Source organism: Vibrio sp. 1562 (genome assembly GCF_033340155.1).
Classification (GTDB): Bacteria; Pseudomonadota; Gammaproteobacteria; order Enterobacterales; family Vibrionaceae; genus Vibrio; species Vibrio alginolyticus.
On sequence record NZ_JAWOVY010000006.1, the window covers coordinates 250426 to 273662 of the forward strand.

Here is a 23237-nt window from a genome sequence, read left to right on the forward strand (position 1 = left end):
AAACGACTCTCAAGTGTTCATGTGCAAATGATTAACCACCTTTTGTTGCGTGTTTTCTTAGCCATACAGGGCTCTTGTAACATAGTGCTCTTGTAACCAAATTTTGACTAAGTCGGAGCGTTTTGTTGTGTGCTTTAGATAAAGCACAACTGGCGAGAAATTAACGGATTGAATTTAGAGGTATTAACCGTGAACCTAAAACTTGTCGGCAGCTCCCTGATCGTTGCAGGTACTGCTCTTGGCGCTGGTATGCTTGCTATACCAATGGTGCTTGCTCAATTTGGCCTCCTTTGGGGCACTCTTCTTATGTTGTTCATCTGGGCTGGAACGACTTATGCTGCGCTGCTCCTTCTTGAAGCCAGTTGCAAAGTAGGTGGTGGTGTGAGCATGAATGCAATTGCTCGCGAAACGCTTGGTAAAGGAGGCCAGTTGGTAACCAACAGCTTGCTTTACGCCCTGTTAGTTTGTCTATTAATGGCTTACATCATTGGTGCGGGTGATCTGGTACAAAAAGTAACAGCCTCAATTGGGCTTCCAACATCTACGATCTCAAGCCAAGTCGGTTTTACTCTTTTAGTTGGTATCATTGTTTCGGCAGGTACAGGGGTAGTAGATAAGCTGAATCGCGGTTTGTTCCTAGGCATGATCGTAGCGCTGATCCTGACACTTTTTGCGCTTGCACCAAGCGTCTCGTTTGAAGGACTTGATGAGGTTGTGAGCGACGATAAAATGGCACTTATCAAAACCAGTTCAGTGCTTTTCACCAGTTTCGGTTTTATGGTCGTGATCCCATCGCTTGTAACTTACAACAAAGAAGCGAGTAAAACACAGCTGCGTAATATGATTATCGTGGGCTCAACTATTCCGCTTGTTTGTTACCTATTATGGTTGTTAGCGGTTGTCGGCAATCTACCACCTCATGAGCTTGTTCAATACTCCAACGTAACAGAGTTGATCTCGGTACTAGGTCAGCAATACGAGGGCTTAGAGTTCATCCTATCCATGTTTACTGGTTTGGCACTGCTAACGTCGTTCTTAGGTGTTGCAATGGCGCTATATGATCAAAATGCAGACCTACTGAAAGCAAGTAAGCCAGTGATTTTTGTTACTACTTTTGTGCTACCACTATTAGGTGCTGTATTTGCGCCAGAACACTTCCTAGCTATTCTCAGCTACGCGGGGATTATTCTTGTGTTTCTCGCGGTCTTTGTCCCATTATCAATGACCATGAAAGTGCGCCGAGTGCCGGTAGAAGATGACAATATTTATGAAGCTGGTGGCGGCGCAATGGGAATGAGCATGATCTTCCTATTCGGCTGTTTCTTGCTGTTTGCCCAAGCAGTATAAAATCACGCTAGCTTATTTAAAAACTGAGCCGCTCGTAGTCAAACGGGCGGCTTTTTTGTATTCATAGCCGAACCCAGGCCACTCGAAGTCATCAGCATTTGTGATGTTTGACGTTTCTCTGATAATCACGGTTAGCGCTGACTTTTTAGTAAAACTCCTTAGCGAAAGGCTGACATGTACAGTGATTCACCCTTCTATTATATCGATGTTGATATGAATAAGAGGCTCTGTTGTGTCAAAGCAATTATCTTTTGCCATGGTTGGCGTTATGTTGTCTTTAGGTGTGTTGAGTACAGAAGCGGTGGCTGACCCGAAGCATAAGCATGGACATCGGTACGATCACCATCATGCTCATCACCACCATCATAAACACAAGCGCAAGCACAAGCATAAACACAAACATCGTGACGTTATTTATGTGGAGACCAGACGACCAAGGCGCAGTTACTATTACCATGACCGAATTCCTCGGAATAGTACCTACATAAAGATTGGAGATTTCACTTATCTAAAAGTGGACGACCGTTATTATCGCCGTTCTAATGATCGCTATATCCATGTCGAGTTCAATTAAACTTGAAAGGGCACATAGTCGGCGTTCTTGTAATGTTGAGCTTAATAGCAACAACATGGCACATGTAACATCGACCAATACTAGGGTTGAGGGTTAAAAACAAAAACAGCGAGCCGGTGCTCGCTGTTTTTGCTTAGATGAGTGTTAGACAGTAAATCTATTTAAGATTTGATCTTGTTTATGTACATCTTCTTGTTGCGCCTGCATCGCGTCGTTGGTTCGATTTGCCGATTCGGCGACTTGAGTCGATAGGTCTTTAATATTCACCGTATTGTTGTTGATCTCTTCAGCGACAAGGCTTTGCTCTTCCGCTGCTGAGGCAATTTGCAAGTTCATATCGGAAATACGCTGAATCGCGTCACGAATGCGTTGTAACGCACTATTTGCTAAACCCGCTTTTTCAACGGCCTCTATAGCACTACCTTTGCTTTGATGCATGGCATTTGCCACAGATGAAGCGCCAGATTGTAGTTGCTCAATCATAGTACGAATCTCTGTTGTCGACTCTTGAGTACGTTGTGCCAGTGTACGTACTTCATCTGCAACAACGGCGAAGCCTCGGCCAGATTCTCCCGCACGTGCAGCCTCGATTGCGGCATTCAACGCGAGTAAGTTTGTTTGGTCCGCAATATCGTTGATGACTTTTAGAATCGTTTCGATATTGGCGGTAGCAGATTCCAACACTTGTACTTCTTCGACTGCAAGGTCAATGCTATCGGAAAGCATGTTTATCGTTTGTGTCGATTCACCAACGATAGAAGACCCCTCAACCGTTGCTTGGTCGGCTTCTTTAGCTGCACTTGCCGCACCTTGCGCATTATTAGCAACCTCTGTCGCGGTGACAGACATCTCATGCATCGCGGTAGCAAGTTGTTCTAGCTCTTGCAGCTGAGTGTGAATTGCGCCTGCCGAGTCTTTTGCGCCCTCAGCGGTGATTTGAGTTCCGTTTAAAATTTGATCAGAAATACGTTTCGACTCAATGATTTGCTGTTGTAAGTTCTCCATGAACGTATTGAAGTTTGTGGCAAGCTCAGAAAACTCTTGGTCAGTATCTGTTTCGAGGCGTTGTGTAAGGTCGCCTTTCCCTGATGCTACATCTTTAATCGCATTGTTTAGCGTGTCCAAAGGACGCATGAGAGTGCGAATCAACAGAGTTAGGGCGATAATAGATGCAATCACGGCAATGATTGAATAAATAATAGCGTTGTTACGAAGCTCTCCTACGGCAGAATAGGCAACAGCTTCATCGATCACCGAACCTACGTACCAGTTCTCGCCAGGAATGTGAGTCAGGTTAACCATGTAGCGGTTGCCATCAATCTCAACATGTTGTGCTGATTGCGTAAGTTCGATTTGCGGGAGGTAGCTACCGACTTTCTCGCCGTTATACTTACTTTGAGGGTGAGCAATGGTTGTGCCATCAGCGGTGATCAGAAATAAGTAACCAGCATCAAACAGATTCACTTGGTTGACCAGATCAGAAAGGGTAGTTAATTCGAGGTCATAAAACATACCGGCTAAAAACTGGCCATTTTCTTTTACTGGCGTACCAACAGAGATGATAACGTTTTTCGAAGACGCATCGACGTACGGATCGGTTACGACCAAATCGCCTTTGCTCTTAGCTGCAATAAACCAAGGACGCTGACGTGGGTCGTAGTCTGGACCCGCATCCCAGCCGTCGTCATTTTCAATCACAAAGCCATTACTTTCATAACCAAAACCGATGGCAAGGAAGCTGCTTTTTGGCGTCGGTCTTTCAAGTATGTTTTGAACATAGCTATGTGAACTGGGATCAAGCTCAATCACTTCAGTAATGGAGCGAGCGAGATCCTTCTTTGCATTCATTTCTGATTGCACAGTGTTACCAACACTGGTCAATATCTCGTTTACACTTGAGTCGATTTGCTCCTGAGTTTGGGAGCGGATGGTCATAACTTGTTGTGTCGACAATAACGACACGGTAATTAGCAGCAAAAATGAAGAGGCTGTGACAACCTTATGTCTGAATTTCATGAGCTTTCCTCTGATTCTCCCGGTTGGTTCCACTTTGCTTTCGCCTCTTTTAAACCGAGCGAATTGGGCGTAAAGAGAAACCTATTGTGTTTGGTTATATTTTTATCGACATCTTTGTCAAAAACATGAACTCATTTGTCGTCTTTTTTAACTAAATTTAAACAAACCGACAATTTACGTTAAAACTTGTGAGTGTGATCATGTTTGCGAGCTCAATTAATGAAATCGTCATAATGAAAAGAATTGCTTAACAAACAGTGGCATTAACTGGCTTTACAGGTGAGGTGATGAAAATTTTGTTGGTGCTGACAGGTGTTTTGTTGAAGTTTTGTCTTTGTAAATTATGAGCTTTTTACTAAAAGCCTAATGTGGACGGAGTTTTAGGTATAAAAAAGGCCCCGACGATGCGGAGCCTTTGTTAATTGACGTCTCGATTTTAGAAAATAAGATGAGCAACGCCAGCAATCACAGGTAACGTGATTAACGTACGTAAAATGAAAATTACGAAGAGCTCTACAATGTTTACTGGAATTTTGCTGCCTAACAGTAGGGCACCTACTTCCGACATGTAGATAAGCTGAGTTACTGACATTGCTGCAATAACAAAACGTGTCATTTCGTTATCGATTGAGGCCGCTAAAATTGCTGGAATAAACATATCCGCAAAGCCAACAACGATTGTCTGTGATGCTGCAACAGCTTCAGGGACTTGCAGTAGCTCTAGGTATGGGATAAACGGTTGACCCAGAATTGCAAATACAGGTGTGTATTCTGCAATCACCAATGCAACGGTACCAAGACCCATCACTACAGGTAATACGCCAAATACCATGTCGACTGCGTTGTGTACGCCTTCTTTAAATACAGACTGAACCGATGTGACTTGACCAGCACGCTTAAGAGCTAGATCCATACCCCAAGAGAATGTGGTGTGGCCTTCTGGCACTGCATCTGCGTCTTTATCAGGGTTGCTGCCGTCAATGTAGCGATCTTTCTTCAGACTAAGCGGAGGCAGGCGAGGAATGACAATCGCAGCTACGATACCAGCTAGACAGATAGCGCCGTAGAAAGGCAAAAATAAGTGCTCTAGTTTTACCTGAGCGATAACAACTAAGCTAAACGTGATCGATACTGCTGAGAAAGTGGTCCCGACAACAGCCGCTTCACGCTGAGTATAGAACTTATTTTCGTATTGCTTGCTGGTTAGCAAGATACCAACACTTCCGTCGCCTAACCAAGATGCCATACAGTCAATTGCACTGCGGCCAGGTAGGTTGAATACCGGACGCATTATTTTACTGAGTAACGCACCAAATAGCTCCAGAAGACCGAAGTTCAAAAGAAGCGGAAGCAGTAAACCCGCGAAAATGAAAACGGCAAACAGAGTAGGTAGGAGACCAGTAAGAACAAGCCCGCCAGTGTTCTCTTCCCAAATTGCTTTTGGACCCACTTGGAAAAACGTCATTAACACGGCAGCGCCGCCGATTAAACGAACAACGAGCCAAAGTGGAGATGGGTTGAAGAGACCGTTTAAAAAACCATTACGTAAAATTGCAGCTGGCTTAAAAATTTTGCAAAGAACAGAAGCAACGGCCATGAAAGCGATGATACTGGTGACGATAGCAATCAAGGTATCGCCTAACACCGCTGGGATGACTTTTGCCATCACTGCAACGGGAATGGTTAGGCCGCCATCGTAAGAGATCGGAGCCATAAAGAGTAGAAGACCAATTAGGGAAGGGATGAAAAACATCCAAAAGTTGCCCTTAGGAGCTTCAGTAGCATTAGTGGTGTTATGCATAGTTGTCTCGTGTTACTACTAGTCAATACTTGCCATTTCCATGACATAAATATTCACTAAACATCCGTATTTAATCACAGTTTTGCGGAGGGTACCCGCAAACTGCATCCATTGCAATACTATTCATTAAATACATCTAGTTATTCAGCCGATTTGTCGGGTAATTGGTCAAATAACGTCTAAGTGTATGCGAATATGTTGCGTGTGTTAGAAAATTGTAGCACGAGAGGCGAATTGCGCAGTGAATTATGGGGCGCATTGTGACTGGAATAATAAAATGGTAAACAAATGTGATTTTGATCTGACTAACTTCTTAGCCAGAAATTCAGTTAGCCTTATCTATTCTAAGGTTTTTAGCAGTGTCAAAATGCCGTTCAGCGTTTCTTGTACCGTTGCAGTGTGAACCTATTGAGCCAAATCCGATTGAAGTATGTCGCTTCAATCGGATCGAAATTTTATGCTTTTTGTTGACGGCTAAGTATGTATAGGTAACTCCAGTAAATCAGAGCTGTAGAAAAAGCCAATATTGCTGGGAAAACCAGCGTATATAAACCATATACCGTAAATAGAGCCGCTCCCGCGACGCCGCCAAACAAAAAGCCAAAGAAAATGAATAGGAATAATTTTGCTTTACGTCGGTCAAATTGACGACCTCTCAAGCTCTCTCCAATCATAATCCCTAGATCGGTGATGATTCCGGTCATATGTGTGGTTCTGACTACTGCGCCGCTAAACGTGGTGATCATTGCGTTTTGTAATCCACATGCTGCTGATGCTAGATATTGGCCGTACAAATCCCCTTGCACCAAAAAGCCCAAGCTGAGTAAGAGCAAGCTTCCTTCTATGCACAGTGCAACACCATATCTTCGTCCTAGCTTTAACGCACTGCTTTCAATAAAAAAGCCGCTAAAGGCAGCGCCAATCAAAAAGCTAAATACGATGAAGAGCAGGTGAATGGAGCTATCCACACCTGTTAGCAAGCTGTTCCCTAGCTGAGTTACGGTTCCCGAAAGATGAGTTATCGCTTGGTGTTGAAAGCCGAGAAGACCAACGGCGTTGACGCAGCCCGCGAGAAGAGCTAGTAGAAACGCGCCATATTCCACCCAACGAGGAAGTCTGGAAATCACAATAAACCCCCACCAAATATTAGGAGCCGATTATAACGCTCACACCGAGTTACGAAACCCTTTACAGTAAAACTCGATTGATCATTCTCAAAAAAATCTCACTTATAGGGTGTTTGTCCGAGCCAAAGTAAATATGTGAACGTGGATTGCCCGCTAGCAGATGTGTTCCGTTGTGCATTCGAAACTCACCCACCCGTGTTTCATTTGTTCATAGACTGAAACGGTAGGTTGGTGGAACTCTTTATCGGTAAATAGACCGACGGGAATGATCATGATTTCTGGGTATGCAGCAACGAACAACCTCATTGTCGTGCCGCAGGATGGACAAAAGTCATACTGAACCTCACTGCCATCATCGCCAATTCGGGTATAGCTAGTGACTTCACCGTTTAAAGTGACGTGCTCTTTTTCAAAGCGAGCTTGTACCCCAAAAACACTGCCAGTTCGTTTTTGGCATTCGAAGCAATGGCAGACAGACGTGTGGGTGGGCTCTCCCTTACAACGGATCTCAACTAAACCGCAGGCGCACTCGCATGTATGAATGGTTTTTGTCATCGTGATTACCTATTTGTCCCAATACACCAATAGACCTAGAGCACAGAGCTTGTGTCACTAGCTCGTTATGAGCTCTGGACTTGAAACTATTTGGATATAATCAGTTTAGTTTAATTTTGAAACACTTGAAGAGGTGAAATCATTTGGGTATACAATGGTATACTCGCTTTTCGTTTATACCTTGAAACAAGGAAGCTTTCATGACTCACAAAAAAATCCTGCCGATACCACTTATTCTACTTATTCCAATCGTTTTATTAGTTGTGGTTGTGATCGCGGGTGTTTATCGTTTTAGTTTGTCTGATGACGAGATCATGGCTAAGTTTCCTCAAACAGAAGTAGAAACTAACGTTATTGTGCAAGAGACGCTTGGTATCACTGCACGTAATCCTTGGACGATCCAAGTCCCCGAGCAGGGTGCGGTCACTTTTCTTGATGAGTGGGATAAAGAAAACGGCTATTTGATAGGTGACTATGATGCAGGTGCGACGAAAGGTCAGGTACTTGTCCCAACTGCGTCGATTAGTCAGCGTGAGATTGAAGGTGTTTCATGGGTTGTTGCACCGATGATTGTAACGACACAAGGTAGCGGTTCGTTTAACTATGTTGGCTTGTTCAAGTTTGACCCCGTGCCGAGCCGAGTTGTACTTTTAGACAGTATTTTTGTTGGTGACCGCGTGAAATTTACTCAGCTCGAATGGAAAAGTGATACAACTATCACGCTTTCATATTTAGCGCACGGTGACGATCAAGCAATGGCAGACACGCCAAATCAATTCAATTCATCCACATTACAGCGTGTAGGGAATAACTTACATATGCAACAGTGATGAATTTTTTTTGAGTTCTGTAAAAATTCAGTATTTTCTGCGCTAGATCTCGAAATTTCCTAGTGATTTCTTATTCGGGAATGCATAAGCTATGAGCCTTGTTTGAAAGGAGATAGTAATTCCCGTGTCTACAAATGAAATTACAAGACGGTTGCCGAATCTGACAAGTCGTAGAGCGCTGCTGTTATACTCCTTGCCAGTTTTAGTTGCGATTGGTGTTTCTCACTCTCTCAAAGAGTCATCTTTAACCAAAACCATCGCATTGAACCTACCTGAATCTCAGGTCGTTGAAAAAATTCTTGATGCGACAACTGCCGAAGTTGTCACTCCCCCGAACTTCGAATATCAAATCCAAGCAGGTGACAACCTAAGCACTATTTTTAGTCAGCTCGGTTTCGGTTACAGCTCGTTAATGAAAGTAATGGAAACGGATTTGAACTACTTGGCACTTGATACACTTAAGCCGGGCAATACGCTCCGTTTCTGGCGTGATGATGCGACAGGCGAGTTAGCGAAAATGGAACTGCAATTTTCTATTGCAGATAAAGTGGTCTACAAGCTGAATAGTGATGGTAGCTATGACTTTACTGATATTTCCATTCCTGGCGTGTGGAGCCAAGAGCCTTTAGTTGGCGTTATTCAAGGCAGTTTTTCTTCTTCTGCGAGTCGTTTAGGTTTAACGTCGGCGGAAGTGAGTCAAGTCGTAAGCTTACTCAAAGAACAACTTAACTTTGGACGTGACCTTCGTGCAGGTGATCGATTTGAAGTTGTTCGTCGCTCACAAAGCATCAATGGTGTACCAACAGGTAAGAACGAAATTGAGGCGATTAAGATTTATAATCGCGGCCGCGAGATCACCGCTTACCTTCATACTGATGGTCAATTCTACAATGCCAAAGGTGAAAGCTTACAGCGCGCATTCCAGCGTTACCCTGTAAGTAGCCGTTGGCGTATCAGTTCTGGCTTCAACCCTAATCGTTTACATCCAGTAACGGGGCGTGTTGCGCCGCACAACGGCACTGACTTTGCTGTACCAACCGGTACACCAGTCGTTTCTACTGGTGATGGTACAGTGATCATGACTCGTAAACACCCCTATGCGGGTAACTACGTGGTTGTTGAGCACGGCAGCAAATACAAAACCCGTTACTTACACCTAAGTAAGATTTTGGTGAAGAAAGGGCAAAAGGTTTCTCGAGGCCAGCGTATCGGTCTTTCTGGTAAAACAGGTCGAGTGACTGGGCCACACCTTCACTATGAGTTGATTGAATACGGCCGTCCAGTTAACGCTATGCGAGCAAATATCCCAATGGCGAGTTCTGTTCCTAAGAAAGAGATGGCTACTTTTGTCGCGAACAGAGATGAAATGGATAGACTATTACGCGATAAAGAGAAAGCAGTGCTGTAATAAAGTACTTCGCTTAAAAAACAAAAAGAGACTAAGCATAGCTTGGTCTCTTTTACTTTGTGCATTAACTAGATTTGAATTCTATGACAGCAGTCTGTTCAGTACGTTAGGCACTCCGCACTTCACGTTCATTTATCAGGTGTACGATTTCTTCAACACTGTGTGGACGAGAGTAAAAATAACCTTGGATGTAGTGGCAGCCCATTTCAATTAACTTTTGTAGTGCTCTATCGTCTTCTACGCCTTCGGCAATCAAATCCACATCAAGCAGCTCTGCCAATTGCGCTATCAAAAACACTACTTGTTCAGAGGTTGTATTTGAGAGCATGTTCTGCACAAAGGTAGCATCGATTTTGATGCTATCAATTGGATAATTGTGTATATAGTTCAAGCTTGAGTATCCCGTACCAAAATCATCCAGTGCGACTTTAAAACCCAAGTATCGCAACGAGTTAAGTACCATCTGTTCACGGCCACTTTGTGAGAGTAAGACGGTCTCGGTGAGCTCTATAACAAAGTCTTTTGCTTCGTGCTGATACTTTTCAACCATGTTGGTTAAGTGATTAATATAACGGTTGGAATCAACCAGCTCATACGCTGAGCAATTGATGGAGAGTTTGACTTTATAGCCTAGGTTCGCTTCGAGTTCTTGCTTTGCGATACACGCGAGTTCAATAATCCGTTCACCTAACTCGATAATCAGGCCTGATTGTTCGGCAGCTTCAATGAACTCCGCTGGAGAGATATTTCCATAGATATTGCTATTCCAACGAGTCAAAATTTCAAAGTAATTCCAGCGGTCGCTCGTGATATCGACGATCGGTTGAACCACTACATACAACTCATCGCTGTCTTGTATATCAGTACTTAGCTGGATTCGCATTGCCTCAATAAGCTGCGTCCTACGGTGGTATAAAGCACTAAGGTGTGTGTCGTAATGCTGAATCCGTGTATCGCGGTGTTTTTTACAATCTTTGAGAGCGAGACTGGCATTCAAAATCAGCTCATCGCTGTTCAACATATGTACTGGGGCACGTGCAATACCAATACTAACGGTGAAAGAAATCCGGTTAGATTTGTCGCTGTAGCCGCTTTCAATTTTGTCGAGTACTTCCTGACACACGGCGACAGGATCTTCGTCGTACGTGATGAAGGCGAATTCATCTCCTGCAACACGGAACGCATTGTTTGGCGACGACAAGCTCTGTTGAATGGCGTTAGCTGTGAACTTAATGATTTGGTCGCCGATATAGTTTCCGTTGATATCATTGATCGATTTGAAATTATCGATATCAAGATACGCCAAACTGAATGGGCGAGTCGCCTGCTGCGTTAATGTCTCCAAGGTATCAGCTAAACAGCTACGGTTGAGCAGTCCAGTTAGGTTATCATGCGATACCTCATAGCTAAGCTGATTAAGAAGCTTATCTGAACGTTCACTGACCCACTTTTCACGTAAGCTATGAATAATGACATTGGCATAAAATCGGTGGAAGTCGAGGATATCTTGCGCTTCTTTCGCGTGGATGCTTCGGGTAAAGGTAGACAGTAAAATTCACAGAACTTCGCCATTTTGTGTCTTCAATGGCAGGCCAATGTAAGCTTGAATGCCATCTTCTTGAAACATCTGATCTTCAGGAAAACGCTTGTATACCTGGTCTTGATAGAAAATATGTTCGCCAATGTCTTTCGCCACTTTTTCACAGGGGGTGCCTGAAAGGTGGTAGCTTAGGTTGTCTGTAATTTTTCCATTGCTGGCGAAGGAAATGGTATGAGCCGAATGCTGAAGATGCGCAACTTCTACAACGCAAGTGCAATGGCTCTGCAAGTGTTGATGAATATCTAGCGTGACTCGGTTTAGCTGAGCCGTGCCGTTTAGCTTCAATATCTCATCAATTTTGTGGAAACTGATTTGTACCTGACCCATTGAGCATTTCACCTAGCGTTGTTATTTACATATCGTGTAAGACACGACGAATTATTATTTGATATGCATCAAATAAACTATCGGTTACTAAGGCAGATTTTTCAAATTTTGTGAACGAACAAATCATTATTTTCATGTTTTTATGCTTGAACCTTTTAAAGCTATAGCGATAAAAACGCTAAGCTAGGCGCGCTTCTCCTCTTCTAATCGTGATTTGAGATAATCGAGGAATAGCTTAGTTCGGGTATGCTGATAATCCAGCTTTGGATAGTAGGCATATACAGTGGCTTTATCCGCTGTGATATCGGGCAGGATAGGGACTAACGCGCCGGATTTGAGGTCATCTTTGATCATGACGTTGTTCGTCATCAAAATACCCATGCCTCTTTTGGCACCATGAAACAGCGCTTCTGGGTTGGTCGTGGCAAAGTTACCGGACAAGCTGATACGTTTGCCTCGATTTGTTTTGATTTCTCGTGAGGGTTTTTCTCCCCAAATCAGGACATTATGCTCTGTCAGATCCTCAACGCATTGTGGGGTGCCGTATTTTTTTAGGTAACTAGGCGCAGCGTAAAACTGGGCTTTATGTTCGAAAAGCGCAGTGGCTTTGAAACTCAGAGAGTTCAGTTGCTCTAATTCCCGGCTAATAAACAGGTCTAAGCTTAGCTCTGGCAATTGACCTGGTAGCGTTGTTGTTAATTGAAGTGTGATGTCTGGATATTTATCAAGAAAATCATCAAGATAATGAACTAGAAATTTAGAACCAACGGCCAACGTTGCCCCAATCTTTAATAGCCCCGCTGGTGATTGGTTGACTGAGCGAGTTTCATCTAATACCGATTGCCATGAATCAAGCTGACTTTTTGCTCGTTGATAAAACAGAGCACCAGCTTCAGTTTGGCTAATTGAGCGGGTCGTACGTTTGAGTAGTTGAACGCCAATTTTATCTTCTAGCCATTGAACTCGCTTACTGATAGCTGAGCTGGTGGTATTGAGTTTCCGCGCTGCGGCATTAAAGCTACCTTCTTCGACCACACGAATATAACTCTTCACGCTTTGAATCCAGTCCATTGTATCTCCTTGGGAATTAATTCCTTTCCAACTTAGCTGATTATCATCTTTGAGTATCAAATATACACTGTTTGCCATCAATCTGTCACAAAGTAGGAGGAACGTTTGCGTAAAACACCATTGTTATTAGCGATGATGATCATTGCCACAGGCCAAGTTGGCGTTAGTATTTATCTTCCTTCTTTGCCATTGATTGGTCATGACTTGAATTTGCCGCAACATTCGATTCAGAATCTCGTCACGCTATTTCTCGTTGGCTTCGGTATCTCTCAGCTTTTTTACGGCCCATTGTCTGATGCGATTGGTCGTCGGCCGGTGTTTATTCTGGGGCAAAGTGTATATTTAGTTGGTACGGTTATTTGCATCGCGTTTTCGGACAACATTGTTGCCCTTGAAGCGGGACGGTTACTGCAAGGCCTAGGAGCGGGCAGCGCTTCGGTACTTGGTCGGTCAGTACTGCGTGATAGTTATGACGGTATGCAACTAACCAAAGCGCTATCTTATATTTCAGTCACTGCTTCAGTGATGCCAATTATTGCTCCGCTGTTTGGTGGCTGGATCGCTTTTCACCTGAGTTGGCATGCTGTCTTCGTGTTTGTGCTGATTTACTTAATGGCAATTTTTACACTTGGTTTATTGGTGCTGCCAGAAACGCTGCCTTATCCGAAGAGAAAATTTAAAGTAGGCGAAGTAAGCGCGAACTATTTGCGTCTGTTAACGAATACACAAGTGATTGGTAGTGCGAGCTACAACTGGCTTAGTTATTTATCGGCTCTGGTTACGCTCTCCTTGTATCCATTTTTAATGCAACAAGAGTTAGGATTAACGGCGGCAGATTACGGCTCTTTGATGATCATACCGTCAGTTGGTTTGCTGACGGGTAGCTTAGTGCTGAATTTGATCAATGCTCGTTACAAAGCTCAGCAAATCTTGCTGATGAGTTTCGCGATTGTTGCTGTTGCTGGCTTCATGTTGTTGGTTACCCCCTTCAGTGTATTTTCATTGCTGACGGCATTCACGTGTTTAAGTTTTGCCCAAGGCATGTCATTCCCAGTATCGATCAGTTTGCTACTTTCGCCACATAAGCAACAGGCAGGCGCGGTTTCTGCGTTATCTGGCTCTATTCAAATGTGTTTAGCAGGTTTGTTTGGTGGGTACTTAGTAGACTCATGGGTTACGAATCAGCAGCAGCTTGGGGTGTTTTATTTGTTTATTGCGTTACTTTCTTGCTTTGTTCTTGTACTAAGCCAATTTCGTAAAGTGCCAGAAGGGACGGTTCAAGCAGAAACTTCCATCTGAATATACTTGCAACCAGAAGGTCGGCTTTCTAAAATGCGCAGCTAAATTAAGCTAGGCCTGTTGTGTATACTGAATGACTTGGTTTGAAAGGAAGAGGGCGAACCTTGATACTTCTCTCAAGCTTGGAATACATTTCTGCCCAATGGCTATCCGATCTCTAATCGTTAGGTGAAAGAATGCAACAAAACGAATTTGAAACACTGGTAAAAGAAATTACTCAGCAAGAAAGCATGCCAAAGGCACTTGAAATCTTGAAGGCGTGTGAGGAAGAAGAAGTTGCACAAGCGGCGCAATCCCTAACGGGTCAGTTTGGCCTTGCAGAAGTTGATGGTGAGAAACGTATTTACCATATTACCACTCAAGAAGATGAGTCCGGAGAAGAGCAAGAATACGTAGAGCACGTCATGAATGAAGGCGATCACTTGATCAAGTTTGCTGCGTGGTTCTTTGAAACATTCTTTGAAATCAAACAGAAAGATACGTACGTCGCAGCGGGAAAAACATACCAACAACCTAAGCGATAGACGCTCATTTCAAGAAATCCACGAAAATCAAACTGAAAGTTAATTACAAAATAAATGTGACTGGAGTCTTGTTTTTATCTAATTGTGGTGTAAAATTACAACATAGTTAAGTCAATACATTCAGGAGAAGGTCATGGGTAACGAACTTGGTGGTGCTTATATTGGCCAGATGATTGCAAAAGACGCGATGCACAAAGCGCTTTACGGTAAAGCGAAGAAGAAAAAAGCTTCTGTTTTTGCTCGTGTTATTAAAAAACTGGCGAAATAATTTAAAAAGCCCTGATTGAAAAATCAGGGCTTTTTGCTTTTCTCTGTTTTGTTGTTAGTAAGTAGCCAACATATTGCACAACATTGGCAAAACGCTACTCAAAGACTGATGACATTTAAATCTAGAATTACGCGGATTGGCTTGGTATCTCCACAACATTGTTAGGCACTTTATCTAGCCCCTTTGCTGATAACCACTTTTCTAAATCGTCAGCGCCTCCAATATATTTTCCATCTAACCAGATTTGCGGCACTGTTACCGGTGTTTTTTCGCCAATGATGGCTTTTACTTCAGGAATCATACGGTATAAGGCGGCGCTGTCTTTAACTACATCATGGTACTCATACTGAACGCCAGCCTCGTCAAGTAATTGTTTGGCTTTGACACAGTAAGGGCAAGTTGCTTTACCATAAACAATGTTGCCTTTTAGCTCATCGCGTTTTACCCACTCAGCAATAACAGACTGTACAAGTACACCCCGATTCAATGCTTCTCCTTGGCTGATAACTTTCCCTTCGACAAGAAGAATGGGTGCATGCCAAGCACCAGCTTTTAATGGTTCCCACCAGTGCGATAACCAATCTTTTACTTCAAGTTCAACGGGCACATCGGCTAATTCGTTTTCAAAAGTATCCTTTAAAATATCTTTGGTTAATGTACATTCACCACAAGGAATATTGACTTTGAATGGGCCCCAACTACCAGCCCAGCGATACAGTGTAATTTTGATTGGTTGACTCATATGGGTTCCTCATTTCCTTTCCTGAAAATATAGAACTTTTAAATTAGATTTTTCTTTCAACTAACTTTGTCTTTTTCGCTTCCCAATGCGTAATAAACGCAATAGATGCAATAATAATCGCAGCACCTAACCATAAACGACCAGGTGGCACCCAACCAAACACCAACCAACCAGCAACAACATTCAAAGGCAGTTTGGCGTGATCAAATGGTTGCACAAATGAGGCGTCTGCTACTGCATATGCTTTAACGATAGCCCATTGAGCGAGTGCTGTAAGTGCACCTGCGGCTAAAAGCACACCCCATATCGTCCACGTATCTGGCATAGTAAACGTCGGTATCGCTAACAAGATATTAAATGGTGTTATCAGCAGCAATAAATAGACAACCATGGTTGATGGCGGATCGTTTACCGACATTTTTTTAACCATTAATGAATACGCTGCCCAGAAAAATGCGGCGCCAACAGGGAGCAGGGTCGCCCATGTAAATGAGTCTGCCCAAGGCTCAAGAATGATCATGGCACCAACAAACCCCGTCAATGTAGCGAGCCAGCGTGCAGTACCTACTTTTTCTTTGAGTAACAAGCCAGAACCAACTGTGGCAAATAACGGGGAGGTCATGAGAAGTGCAATACCTTGCCAAATTGGAACTGGGTAAGCGAGAGCCCATAACCAAAGTTGAATCCCGATAACAGAGAGAAAAATGCGGAATGCATGCCAGCCAAAGTGTTGGGTTCTTAAAGAACGTCTAATCCCAAGTGTGCGTAGGTAGGGCAGAATAACAAATAAGGCGATTGCATATTGGAATAACGCAAATGTGGTGGAGGAGACACCAAAGTTGATGCTAGCAATTTGGGCGAAGCTGTTCACTATGGCGAATGCCAAGCCAGCTGTTAGCATCCAGGACGCACCTTGAACAGGATGATGATTCAATTGAAAAATTCCAGTTTGATAGAGGTGGCGGGATCATACGTCCTATTGTTTTTCGCGCCAATAAAAAAATGCCTCCCAGAGGGAGGCGACATTACCAATTCAAAGGACGTGCCTGTTATAACAGGTACAAAGAACGAGAAGCACAAACGCTGCCATGCATTTGCATAAATAACATTGCAGAACACGTGCCAACTTTTATGTGTTTGATTTTAAATGGTTTTTTGGTTTTTCTATGTTGTCGATTAGATGAAATGCACTAACTTAGTGATCAATCGCATTAAAAGAGGGCAGAAGTAGGCGTCGTTACGGTCGTTTTTCATTGCTGAGCGATGCTTGGATAGTGTGAAAACTTATCGAGTTATGTTGGGTTACATAAAAAATGGCCAGCAAAGGTGCTGGCCAAGTGGACTCGCTCTTAGGACAAGAGTGAATTAGAAATCGTAACGTACGCCTAGGCGCAGTGTATCTTCGCCTTCTGTTACTAGACCTGTTGTTGCATCTTTTGCTTCATCAAGTTGGTTGATGTAGTAAGACAGGTAAGTACGGAAGTTGCTGTTTAGTTTGTAGTAACCAACAAGCTCGATACCTTCAACGGTGTCGTACTTTGAACCGTTGTCTGGATCATTCTCTTGAGCTGTGTATAGAGCTGCAAGTGTCACTTTGCTTGCTACTTTGTAGCTTGCGACTAGCTCGTAAGCCGTAAAGTCTTCAGAGTCAGTCAGGGAACCTTGAGAATAAGTACCTGCTAGGTAAAGGTTGTCCATCGAGTAAGCGATACCACCTAGAATTTGATCTTCAGAGTTATCTTTATCTACATCGCCACCAGAGTATGCAAGACCAAAGTCGAGGCCCATTGGTAGTGAGTACATTCCAGAGATGCCGTATTTATCTTCGTTATCGCTAGAGTTTGCTTGGTAGGTTGCTTGAAGTTGTAGTGCATCAAACGCACCACGGTATGCGAAAACGCTGTCTTGCTTATCAGAAGACGAATCAATAACTTGCTGAACACCAGAGAATTCAGTGATATCCGTCATGTCAGAGATGATGACGGCAGCCATGTCTTGACGACCTACAGAGAAAGCACCGATATCAGAGTCGACGCCTGCATACATGTAGCGGTTTTTGAATTCACTCTTGCCCGTTTTTTGTTCGGCTTCGTAAACACCGAAAGCAGAAAGGCCGTTGCCGATGTCTGTTTTACCTTTTAGGTTTAGACGAGCACGGCTTTTATCTTCCATGGAACCTTCAACTTCAGCACCGTCTGAACCAATGAAGTCACCACGAAACTCAACGCGGCCGCCAACTTTTAATTCAGTACCGTCGTTTTTGTATACAGTTGCTGCGAATGATGGTGCTGATACCAATGCTGTAAGAATTGCAGTAGTTAGTGCTGCCTTTTTCATTTTCTTATTACCCTAGTTGTAATCGATGGGCTTTCTTGCCCGATGTGTTGATGACGCTAAGGTAAAGGCTGAAAATGAAAGATAGATTTCTGTTAAGTTATGATTTGATTGCACTTTTATTGCTGGAAAGAATAAGTTCCCCTTCTCATACCACTTATAAAAAGAAAGGTTTATCTTTTTTGAGGTTTTTTCCTCTCCGTTAAAGACTGTGTTTTTTTCAAAAAGTTCCTGAATTGCTTCTTGACCCTAAATGTAAGTAAACATTTCAATTTGGCAGGGAAGTTTGGCCTAAAAATAGCGAATCATCAGCTATTTGTGAGCTAACTCTCTCTAAAGCATTTCTTATTGTAAGGTTTTTATTTCTCGATTTCTTAAAGACTAAGTAAACGATTGCTTTTTAGGTTTTGTCTGAGATCTTTTCACTCGGTTGTCAGGAACTAATCAAATAAAGTGTCGGCAGTTGTTACACAAAGGTAAAAGTAATCTGGTGGAAACGATGCCTCGGATAGCCTTTGTATTCCTCTCTTTGTTCATCATTTCGTTTTTACGAAAGTGAACCAAAGCCGGGTCTAAAACTGACTAACCAACTAATAAGTAATGGATTTAGAAATGAATAAAAAATTATTAGCAGCGGCAATCGCGGCAGCAACCTTCGGTACTCAAGCAGTTGCAGTGGAACTATATAATAACGATGGCACAACATTTTCGATGGGCGGCCACGTTTCTGTTAATTTAAATGGATCAGAGCAAGGTGACACGGATGTGGGTACTAACTCTCCTCGTATCAATATCTCTGCGACACAGGATTTGGGTAATGGCTTCACCGCAGACGCACGTGGTGAATGGGCGCTAAACTACTTAGACGGTGGTGAAGAGTCGTTTAAAACTCGTCTAGGTTACTTAGGTATAACACATGAGGTTTATGGTCGTGCAGTAGGTGGTACGCAATGGTCACCTTACTACGATGTCGCAGGTATTGCAGATATGCCAATCGCGTTTGCCAACGACTTCATCTATGACGATCATGGAAACCTTGGCACTGGCCGTGCGGATAAAATGCTTTCTTACCGTAATGCCATCGAGCTGGGTGAAGCGGGTGTGATCAACTTTGGTCTTGGTTGGCAGGGTGCAAACGATGATTACACGCGCAACGATGCTGGAGTTATAACTGGCGGTGCTAAATACGATGACCGTGTGCAAGCTGCGCTTTCTTACTCAATCATGGGCGCTAAAATCGGTTACTCTTACAATGGCGGTGATTTCCAGCACCCTGCATATGCAGGTAAGCACACGGCGGAATCACACGTTGTATCAGCATCTTACGGTGCGTACGGCCAAGGCCTATTCCTTGCTGCAGTTTATGGTTCAAACGAAAACATGAACTTCAGTGCAAAAGGTGACCGTTTAGAAGAAAGTGATGCGTACGAGGCGATCATCGCATACGCTCTGGCGAACAGCCTAAACTTGAGTGTTAACTATGAGATGGTGGAAGGTAAAGAGTTTAAGAACTCTAAAACAGAAACTGCTCGTGAAGAAATGGCACTACAAGCAGAATACAACTTCACGCCTAAATTTGTTGGTTACGCGGGTTACCAGTTTGACCTAAATGACGACAATGGTCGTGAAACTGATGACAAATGGGCGTTAGGTGCTCGTTACTACCTATAATAGGATTTAGCGAGAACTATTATTCAGCTCATTGATCTAAAGCCAGCCTCGTGCTGGCTTTTTTGTCTATTTGTTTTACAAATACTTTGCTGTTTCAATTAGATGATACAAAACTCAAAACGGGGTGAATGTCTTATTTTTTACACTAGAGGTTGCTATTTAGTGTCGTTAAGTCAATAGGTTAGATTATGATGGGATTTTTGTTTTGCAGGGAAGAATGATGAGTGTTATTCAAGTTGAAGAAAAGAAAGTAGAAGTGGGTAAAGTGCTTTGTGTTGGACGAAATTACGTTGAACATATTCATGAGCTTAATAATGCAATGCCTGAGCAAATGGTGGTATTTAATAAACCCGCAACTTCCGTATCAACAACTCTGCGTTCATTCCATCAAGAGCCCCTTCATTATGAGGCTGAAATCTGCTTTTTGATCAAGGATGGACGTTATTCAGCGGTTGGTTTGGGATTGGATCTGACCAAGCGTGGTTTGCAATCCTCGCTTAAAAATCAGGGGTTGCCGTGGGAGCGTGCTAAGGCATTTGATGGCTCTGCTGTGTTTAGTCGGTTTGTCTCTTTGGATAACATTGATATCAATGATCTTAACCTTGAGCTCTTAATCAACTGTGTTCGTGTACAAAAAGGTCACGTTAACCAAATGCTCTATCCGCCGCTAACTATCCTGGATGAATTAACCAGTTACACAACACTTCAAGATGGCGATGTAGTGATGACTGGTACACCAAAGGGCGTTGGTGAGGTACATGAAGGTGACATCTTCCTTGGTCGATTAAAGTGTGGCGATGTCACCTTGTTGGAGATTGAGTGGTTGGCGGATTAAAGCCAAATTCGTAGAACGAGAAATACCACCATACTGATAACCGTCGTTAAAAGAACATTTTTAGTAAAATACGCGATTAAAGCAGCCAGTACGGCAGCCAGTAAAAATGGGTTTTGCACATTGACGCTGAGCTCCCCATCGGGAATGAAAACGATCGGTGCCCAGATCGCAGTCAGTACTGCGGGGCTAGCGTAATTGAGTACTTTTTGAGTGCGCGTCCCTAATCGCAATGGTAGCTTGGGTTCTAAAAACAAGTAGCGGCTGGTGAAAACAAGTACCGTCATCAGCAAAATAGCCAACATGATCATTAGCGTTTCTCCTTTACTTGTTCCACAAAGTAACCAGTAAGCATGGCTAAAATGCTCGAAATCATCAAACTTCCCTCAATTTGATAATAGGTTAGGGCAACTGAGCTCACCAAAGCCACAATAACACTCGCGAGCACCGCTGCATTTTTAATGGTGGGTACTACTATCGCGATAAAAGTAGCGGCTACAGCAAATTCCAAACCCATTTCGTTCAGTTCAGGGATTAGACTTCCCGCAATAATGCCCGTCAATGTCGCGACATTCCAAAACAGGTAAAAACTCAGACCAGCCCCAAGTGCATACCAGCGATTAAATTGTTTATCGGAATGGTGGCCTACAATCGCAAACAGCTCGTCAGTAAGTAAGAAGCCGAGTGATAATCGCCATTTTAGAGGGAGCGGTGCAATTTTACTGCGCATCGATACACTGTAGAGGAAGTGTCGAGAGGTGATAAAAAACGTTGTCAGTAACATGGTCACTAGACCTGCTCCCGTTTTAATCATTCCCATCGCGACGAGCTGTGCAGAACCTGCGAACAAAATGGCGGATAGTGCTTGTCCTTCCAAAGGGTGAAGCCCAGTATCAATTGCGAATGAGCCTGCGAGTAAGCCCCAAGGGAGCACTGCGATACTCAGAGGCATCATCGCAAGTGTACCTTGCCAAAATAGCGTGGCTTTTGATTCTTTTTGTAACGGCAAAGTGTGGTCCATAGTTTCTTCTTATTTATTCCTAAATCAGATTACCAAGATAGCTCGGTAGTCGCATAACGCCTTGTACAATATTGCTGCTTTAGCTGTGACGGACGTATTGGCCGGGAGTGACGCCCATGGCTTTTTTAAAGTGTCGATGCAGATGGCTTTGATCATGGAAACCGCATTCTTGTGCCACGTCTGAAATTTTTTGTCCCATTTTTAATAGCTTCTTCGCCATACGTAAACGTTGCTGAATTTGATAGGCATGAGGCGGAAAGCCAAATTGCTTTTGAAACTCTCTCAGCAGATGAAAAGGGCTTAATCCAGACAGTTTCGCGAGTTCTTCTAGTGAGACGTCCGTTTGTGGAAAGTCTTCCAAAAATTCTCTGACGAGCTGCACTTGTCGCTGAGCTCTGGTTGACTCTTTCAGTGGTGCCCGATGAGTGCTGTGTTTACTGGCTAGCTTGATCAACGTGCCGTAAACCAAAGTTTCTCTCAATAAACGGTTGTCTGATTTTTCTAGTGTTTCAAATACCAGTCGTAACTGACTAGCCAGCTCAGGATCGTAAACCACAGGTTGAGGGAAATAGGGCAGAGCTACATTTGGTGAGCCAAGCTCTTGTCCTAAAGTTTGAAACTGCTGAGGTACGGGGTACATTGCTTTGTATTCCCAGCCGCCTTCCGAGGCTGAATGCCCGTTGTGTACTTCATCTGCATTAACAAGGATGATGCTGTCCTGTGGCGCGATATGATTCCCGCCCGTCCTAAAAAATTGTTGTGCCCCTTTTTCGATGACACCAATAGTGTAACCTTCGTGGCTATGGCGTGAAAAATTCTGCTTCTCATACTTTGCATCGAGAAGCTCTAAACCTCCGAGCTCTTGAGCTATCTTGAAGGTAGCGATTTCCTTATTCTTTTCTTTCATCTTTATCCGGTCTGCTCAAGAAAATCATTTTAGAAGTGTAACGGATCCATCGTGCTTATTTTTGTACAAAATTGCTATTCGATTTTGATAAACAGGCGAATTGATTGCTATTTTTCGGCTGGGCAAACTATGATTTTTATTTTTTGATTTATCTTGGCTATTTTGGGCTGGATGATGTCATTTTGTTGGTATAACATTCGCCGCCTTGTTGTAGAAAAGCGGTTCCATCATGATTGATTTATCTGTACTTCCTGTTTATCTCACCGCAGTTGTCGCCTTATTGCTCTTACCAGGGCCTGATATGTTGCTGATAGCGAGCTCAAGTATGAGTTACGGTAAGAAGGTCGGTCTTTTTGCTAGCTTAGGCAATGCGACGTCTGGTGTTATTCTTACTTTGCTTGCTGCGATGGGCGTATCTACCCTGATTGCCATGAGCCCAATAGCCCTTAAAGTCCTTCATCTATTAGGTGGCGCTTACTTGTTAAAAATGGGTTGGGACTGCTTACGAGCTGAGGCATCTTCGGCTCCAGAGCTTGATGGTCAAAACAAAATGGCATCAACTTATTATCAGCGTGCTTTGATGAGTAATTTGCTTAACCCTAAAGCCTTGGTCTTTTTTGTGATGTTTTTGCCTCAGTTTGTCTCAAGCAATATCACTGCATCTTCCGGTGAGCAGATGCTAGCGCTAGGGTTATTGTTGAACGTTCTTGGCTTGTCATTCAATTTATTACTTGTTGGGTTAGCAGGCACATTGGGCAAAGGGCTGCTCGAGAACGAAAAATTCCGCACGTATCAACATAAACTAATGGGGTTAGTGTTTGTTATTCTGGCGTTGTGGATGCTGAGTAGTTTCGCCTTGTAAAGTTATCATATTCCATCAGAAAGCCAGCAATTGCTGGCTTTTTGTTTTCAGCCCTAAACCACCTACTTCAGTAGGTGGTTATCATCCGTTTCGGCTTTGCCTGTAAAACTACTCATGCTAA

At 43.3% G+C, this 23237-nt stretch carries 21 protein-coding genes and 1 pseudogene; 10 read left to right on the forward strand and 12 right to left on the reverse strand.

All coding sequences use genetic code 11. The features are described from left to right. Nucleotides 1-189 precede the first annotated feature (189 nt). Together R7Z49_RS09215 and R7Z49_RS09220 are read left to right on the forward strand one after the other, a co-directional pair. Nucleotides 190-1347, forward strand: coding sequence for an amino acid permease (locus tag R7Z49_RS09215; RefSeq protein ID WP_005375474.1), 1158 nt, complete (start codon nt 190-192; stop codon nt 1345-1347). A 232-nt stretch (nt 1348-1579) separates the two neighbouring features. Further along, nucleotides 1580-1921, forward strand: a complete 342-nt coding sequence (locus R7Z49_RS09220) for a hypothetical protein (protein WP_080276968.1) — start codon at nt 1580-1582, stop codon at nt 1919-1921. Between the two features lie 144 nt (nt 1922-2065). On the opposite strand, the gene R7Z49_RS09225 is transcribed toward R7Z49_RS09220, so the two are convergent. The 4 genes from R7Z49_RS09225 to R7Z49_RS09240 all read right to left on the reverse strand — a co-directional run bounded on the left by R7Z49_RS09225 (nt 2066) and on the right by R7Z49_RS09240 (nt 7420). Next, complete coding sequence (locus R7Z49_RS09225) at nt 2066-3937, reverse strand: methyl-accepting chemotaxis protein (RefSeq protein ID WP_025768473.1); 1872 nt, start codon at nt 3935-3937, stop codon at nt 2066-2068. Between the two features lie 436 nt (nt 3938-4373). After that, a complete protein-coding gene (locus R7Z49_RS09230; protein WP_005385171.1) occupies nt 4374-5738 on the reverse strand; it encodes a YjiH family protein in 1365 nt (454 codons plus the stop codon). A 455-nt stretch (nt 5739-6193) separates the two neighbouring features. Further along, entirely contained in the window at nt 6194-6865 is a 672-nt protein-coding gene (locus R7Z49_RS09235) for a YoaK family protein (RefSeq protein WP_005375484.1), read from the reverse strand. 153 nt (nt 6866-7018) lie between these two features. Next, nucleotides 7019-7420: a GFA family protein gene (locus R7Z49_RS09240; protein WP_025768472.1), complete on the reverse strand. Its 402-nt coding sequence runs from the start codon at nt 7418-7420 to the stop codon at nt 7019-7021. A 200-nt stretch (nt 7421-7620) separates the two neighbouring features. Here R7Z49_RS09240 and R7Z49_RS09245 point away from each other — a divergent pair, with 200 nt between their 5' ends. Both R7Z49_RS09245 and R7Z49_RS09250 read left to right on the forward strand, forming a co-directional pair. Further along, nucleotides 7621-8250: a hypothetical protein gene (locus tag R7Z49_RS09245; protein ID WP_017635850.1), complete on the forward strand. Its 630-nt coding sequence runs from the start codon at nt 7621-7623 to the stop codon at nt 8248-8250. A 124-nt stretch (nt 8251-8374) separates the two neighbouring features. After that, on the forward strand, nt 8375-9658 hold the full coding sequence (locus tag R7Z49_RS09250; RefSeq protein ID WP_025768471.1) for a peptidoglycan DD-metalloendopeptidase family protein: 1284 nt from the start codon (nt 8375-8377) through the stop codon (nt 9656-9658). Nucleotides 9659-9764: 106 nt separating this feature from the next. Here R7Z49_RS09250 and R7Z49_RS09255 read toward each other — a convergent pair. Further along, nucleotides 9765-11585, reverse strand: a pseudogene (locus R7Z49_RS09255) (putative bifunctional diguanylate cyclase/phosphodiesterase). A gap of 183 nt (nt 11586-11768) precedes the next feature. Beyond that, a complete protein-coding gene (locus R7Z49_RS09260) occupies nt 11769-12656 on the reverse strand; it encodes a LysR family transcriptional regulator (RefSeq protein ID WP_025768470.1) in 888 nt (295 codons plus the stop codon). 105 nt (nt 12657-12761) lie between these two features. On the opposite strand from R7Z49_RS09260, the gene R7Z49_RS09265 reads away from it, so the two are divergent. The 3 genes from R7Z49_RS09265 (at nt 12762) to R7Z49_RS09275 (ending at nt 14747) form a co-directional block, all read left to right on the forward strand. Beyond that, nucleotides 12762-13955: a multidrug effflux MFS transporter gene (locus tag R7Z49_RS09265; RefSeq protein ID WP_017821607.1), complete on the forward strand. Its 1194-nt coding sequence runs from the start codon at nt 12762-12764 to the stop codon at nt 13953-13955. 176 nt (nt 13956-14131) lie between these two features. After that, the gene (locus R7Z49_RS09270) at nt 14132-14479 is read left to right on the forward strand and encodes a hypothetical protein (RefSeq protein WP_005375501.1); all 348 of its coding nucleotides are present in this window, start codon (nt 14132-14134) and stop codon (nt 14477-14479) included. A gap of 133 nt (nt 14480-14612) precedes the next feature. Next, on the forward strand, nt 14613-14747 hold the full coding sequence (locus R7Z49_RS09275) for a hypothetical protein (protein ID WP_017635854.1): 135 nt from the start codon (nt 14613-14615) through the stop codon (nt 14745-14747). 127 nt (nt 14748-14874) lie between these two features. Here the strand turns inward: R7Z49_RS09275 and R7Z49_RS09280 are convergent, their stop codons facing one another. The 3 genes from R7Z49_RS09280 to R7Z49_RS09290 all read right to left on the reverse strand — a co-directional run bounded on the left by R7Z49_RS09280 (nt 14875) and on the right by R7Z49_RS09290 (nt 17826). Continuing rightward, nucleotides 14875-15489, reverse strand: a complete 615-nt coding sequence (locus tag R7Z49_RS09280; RefSeq protein ID WP_005385185.1) for a glutaredoxin domain-containing protein — start codon at nt 15487-15489, stop codon at nt 14875-14877. Between the two features lie 43 nt (nt 15490-15532). Next, a complete protein-coding gene (locus R7Z49_RS09285; protein ID WP_005375542.1) occupies nt 15533-16390 on the reverse strand; it encodes a DMT family transporter in 858 nt (285 codons plus the stop codon). A gap of 464 nt (nt 16391-16854) precedes the next feature. Next, nucleotides 16855-17826, reverse strand: a complete 972-nt coding sequence (locus R7Z49_RS09290; RefSeq protein ID WP_005375535.1) for a porin — start codon at nt 17824-17826, stop codon at nt 16855-16857. Between the two features lie 609 nt (nt 17827-18435). Here R7Z49_RS09290 and R7Z49_RS09295 point away from each other — a divergent pair. Together R7Z49_RS09295 and R7Z49_RS09300 are read left to right on the forward strand one after the other, a co-directional pair. Then, entirely contained in the window at nt 18436-19494 is a 1059-nt protein-coding gene (locus R7Z49_RS09295) for a porin (RefSeq protein ID WP_017821605.1), read from the forward strand. 220 nt (nt 19495-19714) lie between these two features. Then, a complete protein-coding gene (locus R7Z49_RS09300; RefSeq protein WP_017635857.1) occupies nt 19715-20329 on the forward strand; it encodes a fumarylacetoacetate hydrolase family protein in 615 nt (204 codons plus the stop codon). On the opposite strand, the gene R7Z49_RS09305 is transcribed toward R7Z49_RS09300, so the two are convergent. From R7Z49_RS09305 to R7Z49_RS09315, 3 genes are all read right to left on the reverse strand, one after another. Next, complete coding sequence (locus R7Z49_RS09305) at nt 20326-20637, reverse strand: AzlD domain-containing protein (RefSeq protein ID WP_005385193.1); 312 nt, start codon at nt 20635-20637, stop codon at nt 20326-20328. The two genes, R7Z49_RS09300 and R7Z49_RS09305, sit on opposite strands and share 4 nt — an antisense overlap. Next, nucleotides 20637-21347: an AzlC family ABC transporter permease gene (locus tag R7Z49_RS09310; RefSeq protein ID WP_005375526.1), complete on the reverse strand. Its 711-nt coding sequence runs from the start codon at nt 21345-21347 to the stop codon at nt 20637-20639. The genes R7Z49_RS09305 and R7Z49_RS09310 overlap by 1 nt, the downstream gene beginning before the upstream one ends. A gap of 79 nt (nt 21348-21426) precedes the next feature. Then, a complete protein-coding gene (locus tag R7Z49_RS09315) occupies nt 21427-22254 on the reverse strand; it encodes an AraC family transcriptional regulator (protein WP_005385198.1) in 828 nt (275 codons plus the stop codon). A 229-nt stretch (nt 22255-22483) separates the two neighbouring features. Here R7Z49_RS09315 and R7Z49_RS09320 point away from each other — a divergent pair, with 229 nt between their 5' ends. Next, the gene (locus R7Z49_RS09320; protein WP_005375522.1) at nt 22484-23116 is read left to right on the forward strand and encodes a LysE family translocator; all 633 of its coding nucleotides are present in this window, start codon (nt 22484-22486) and stop codon (nt 23114-23116) included. Nucleotides 23117-23237 lie beyond the last annotated feature (121 nt).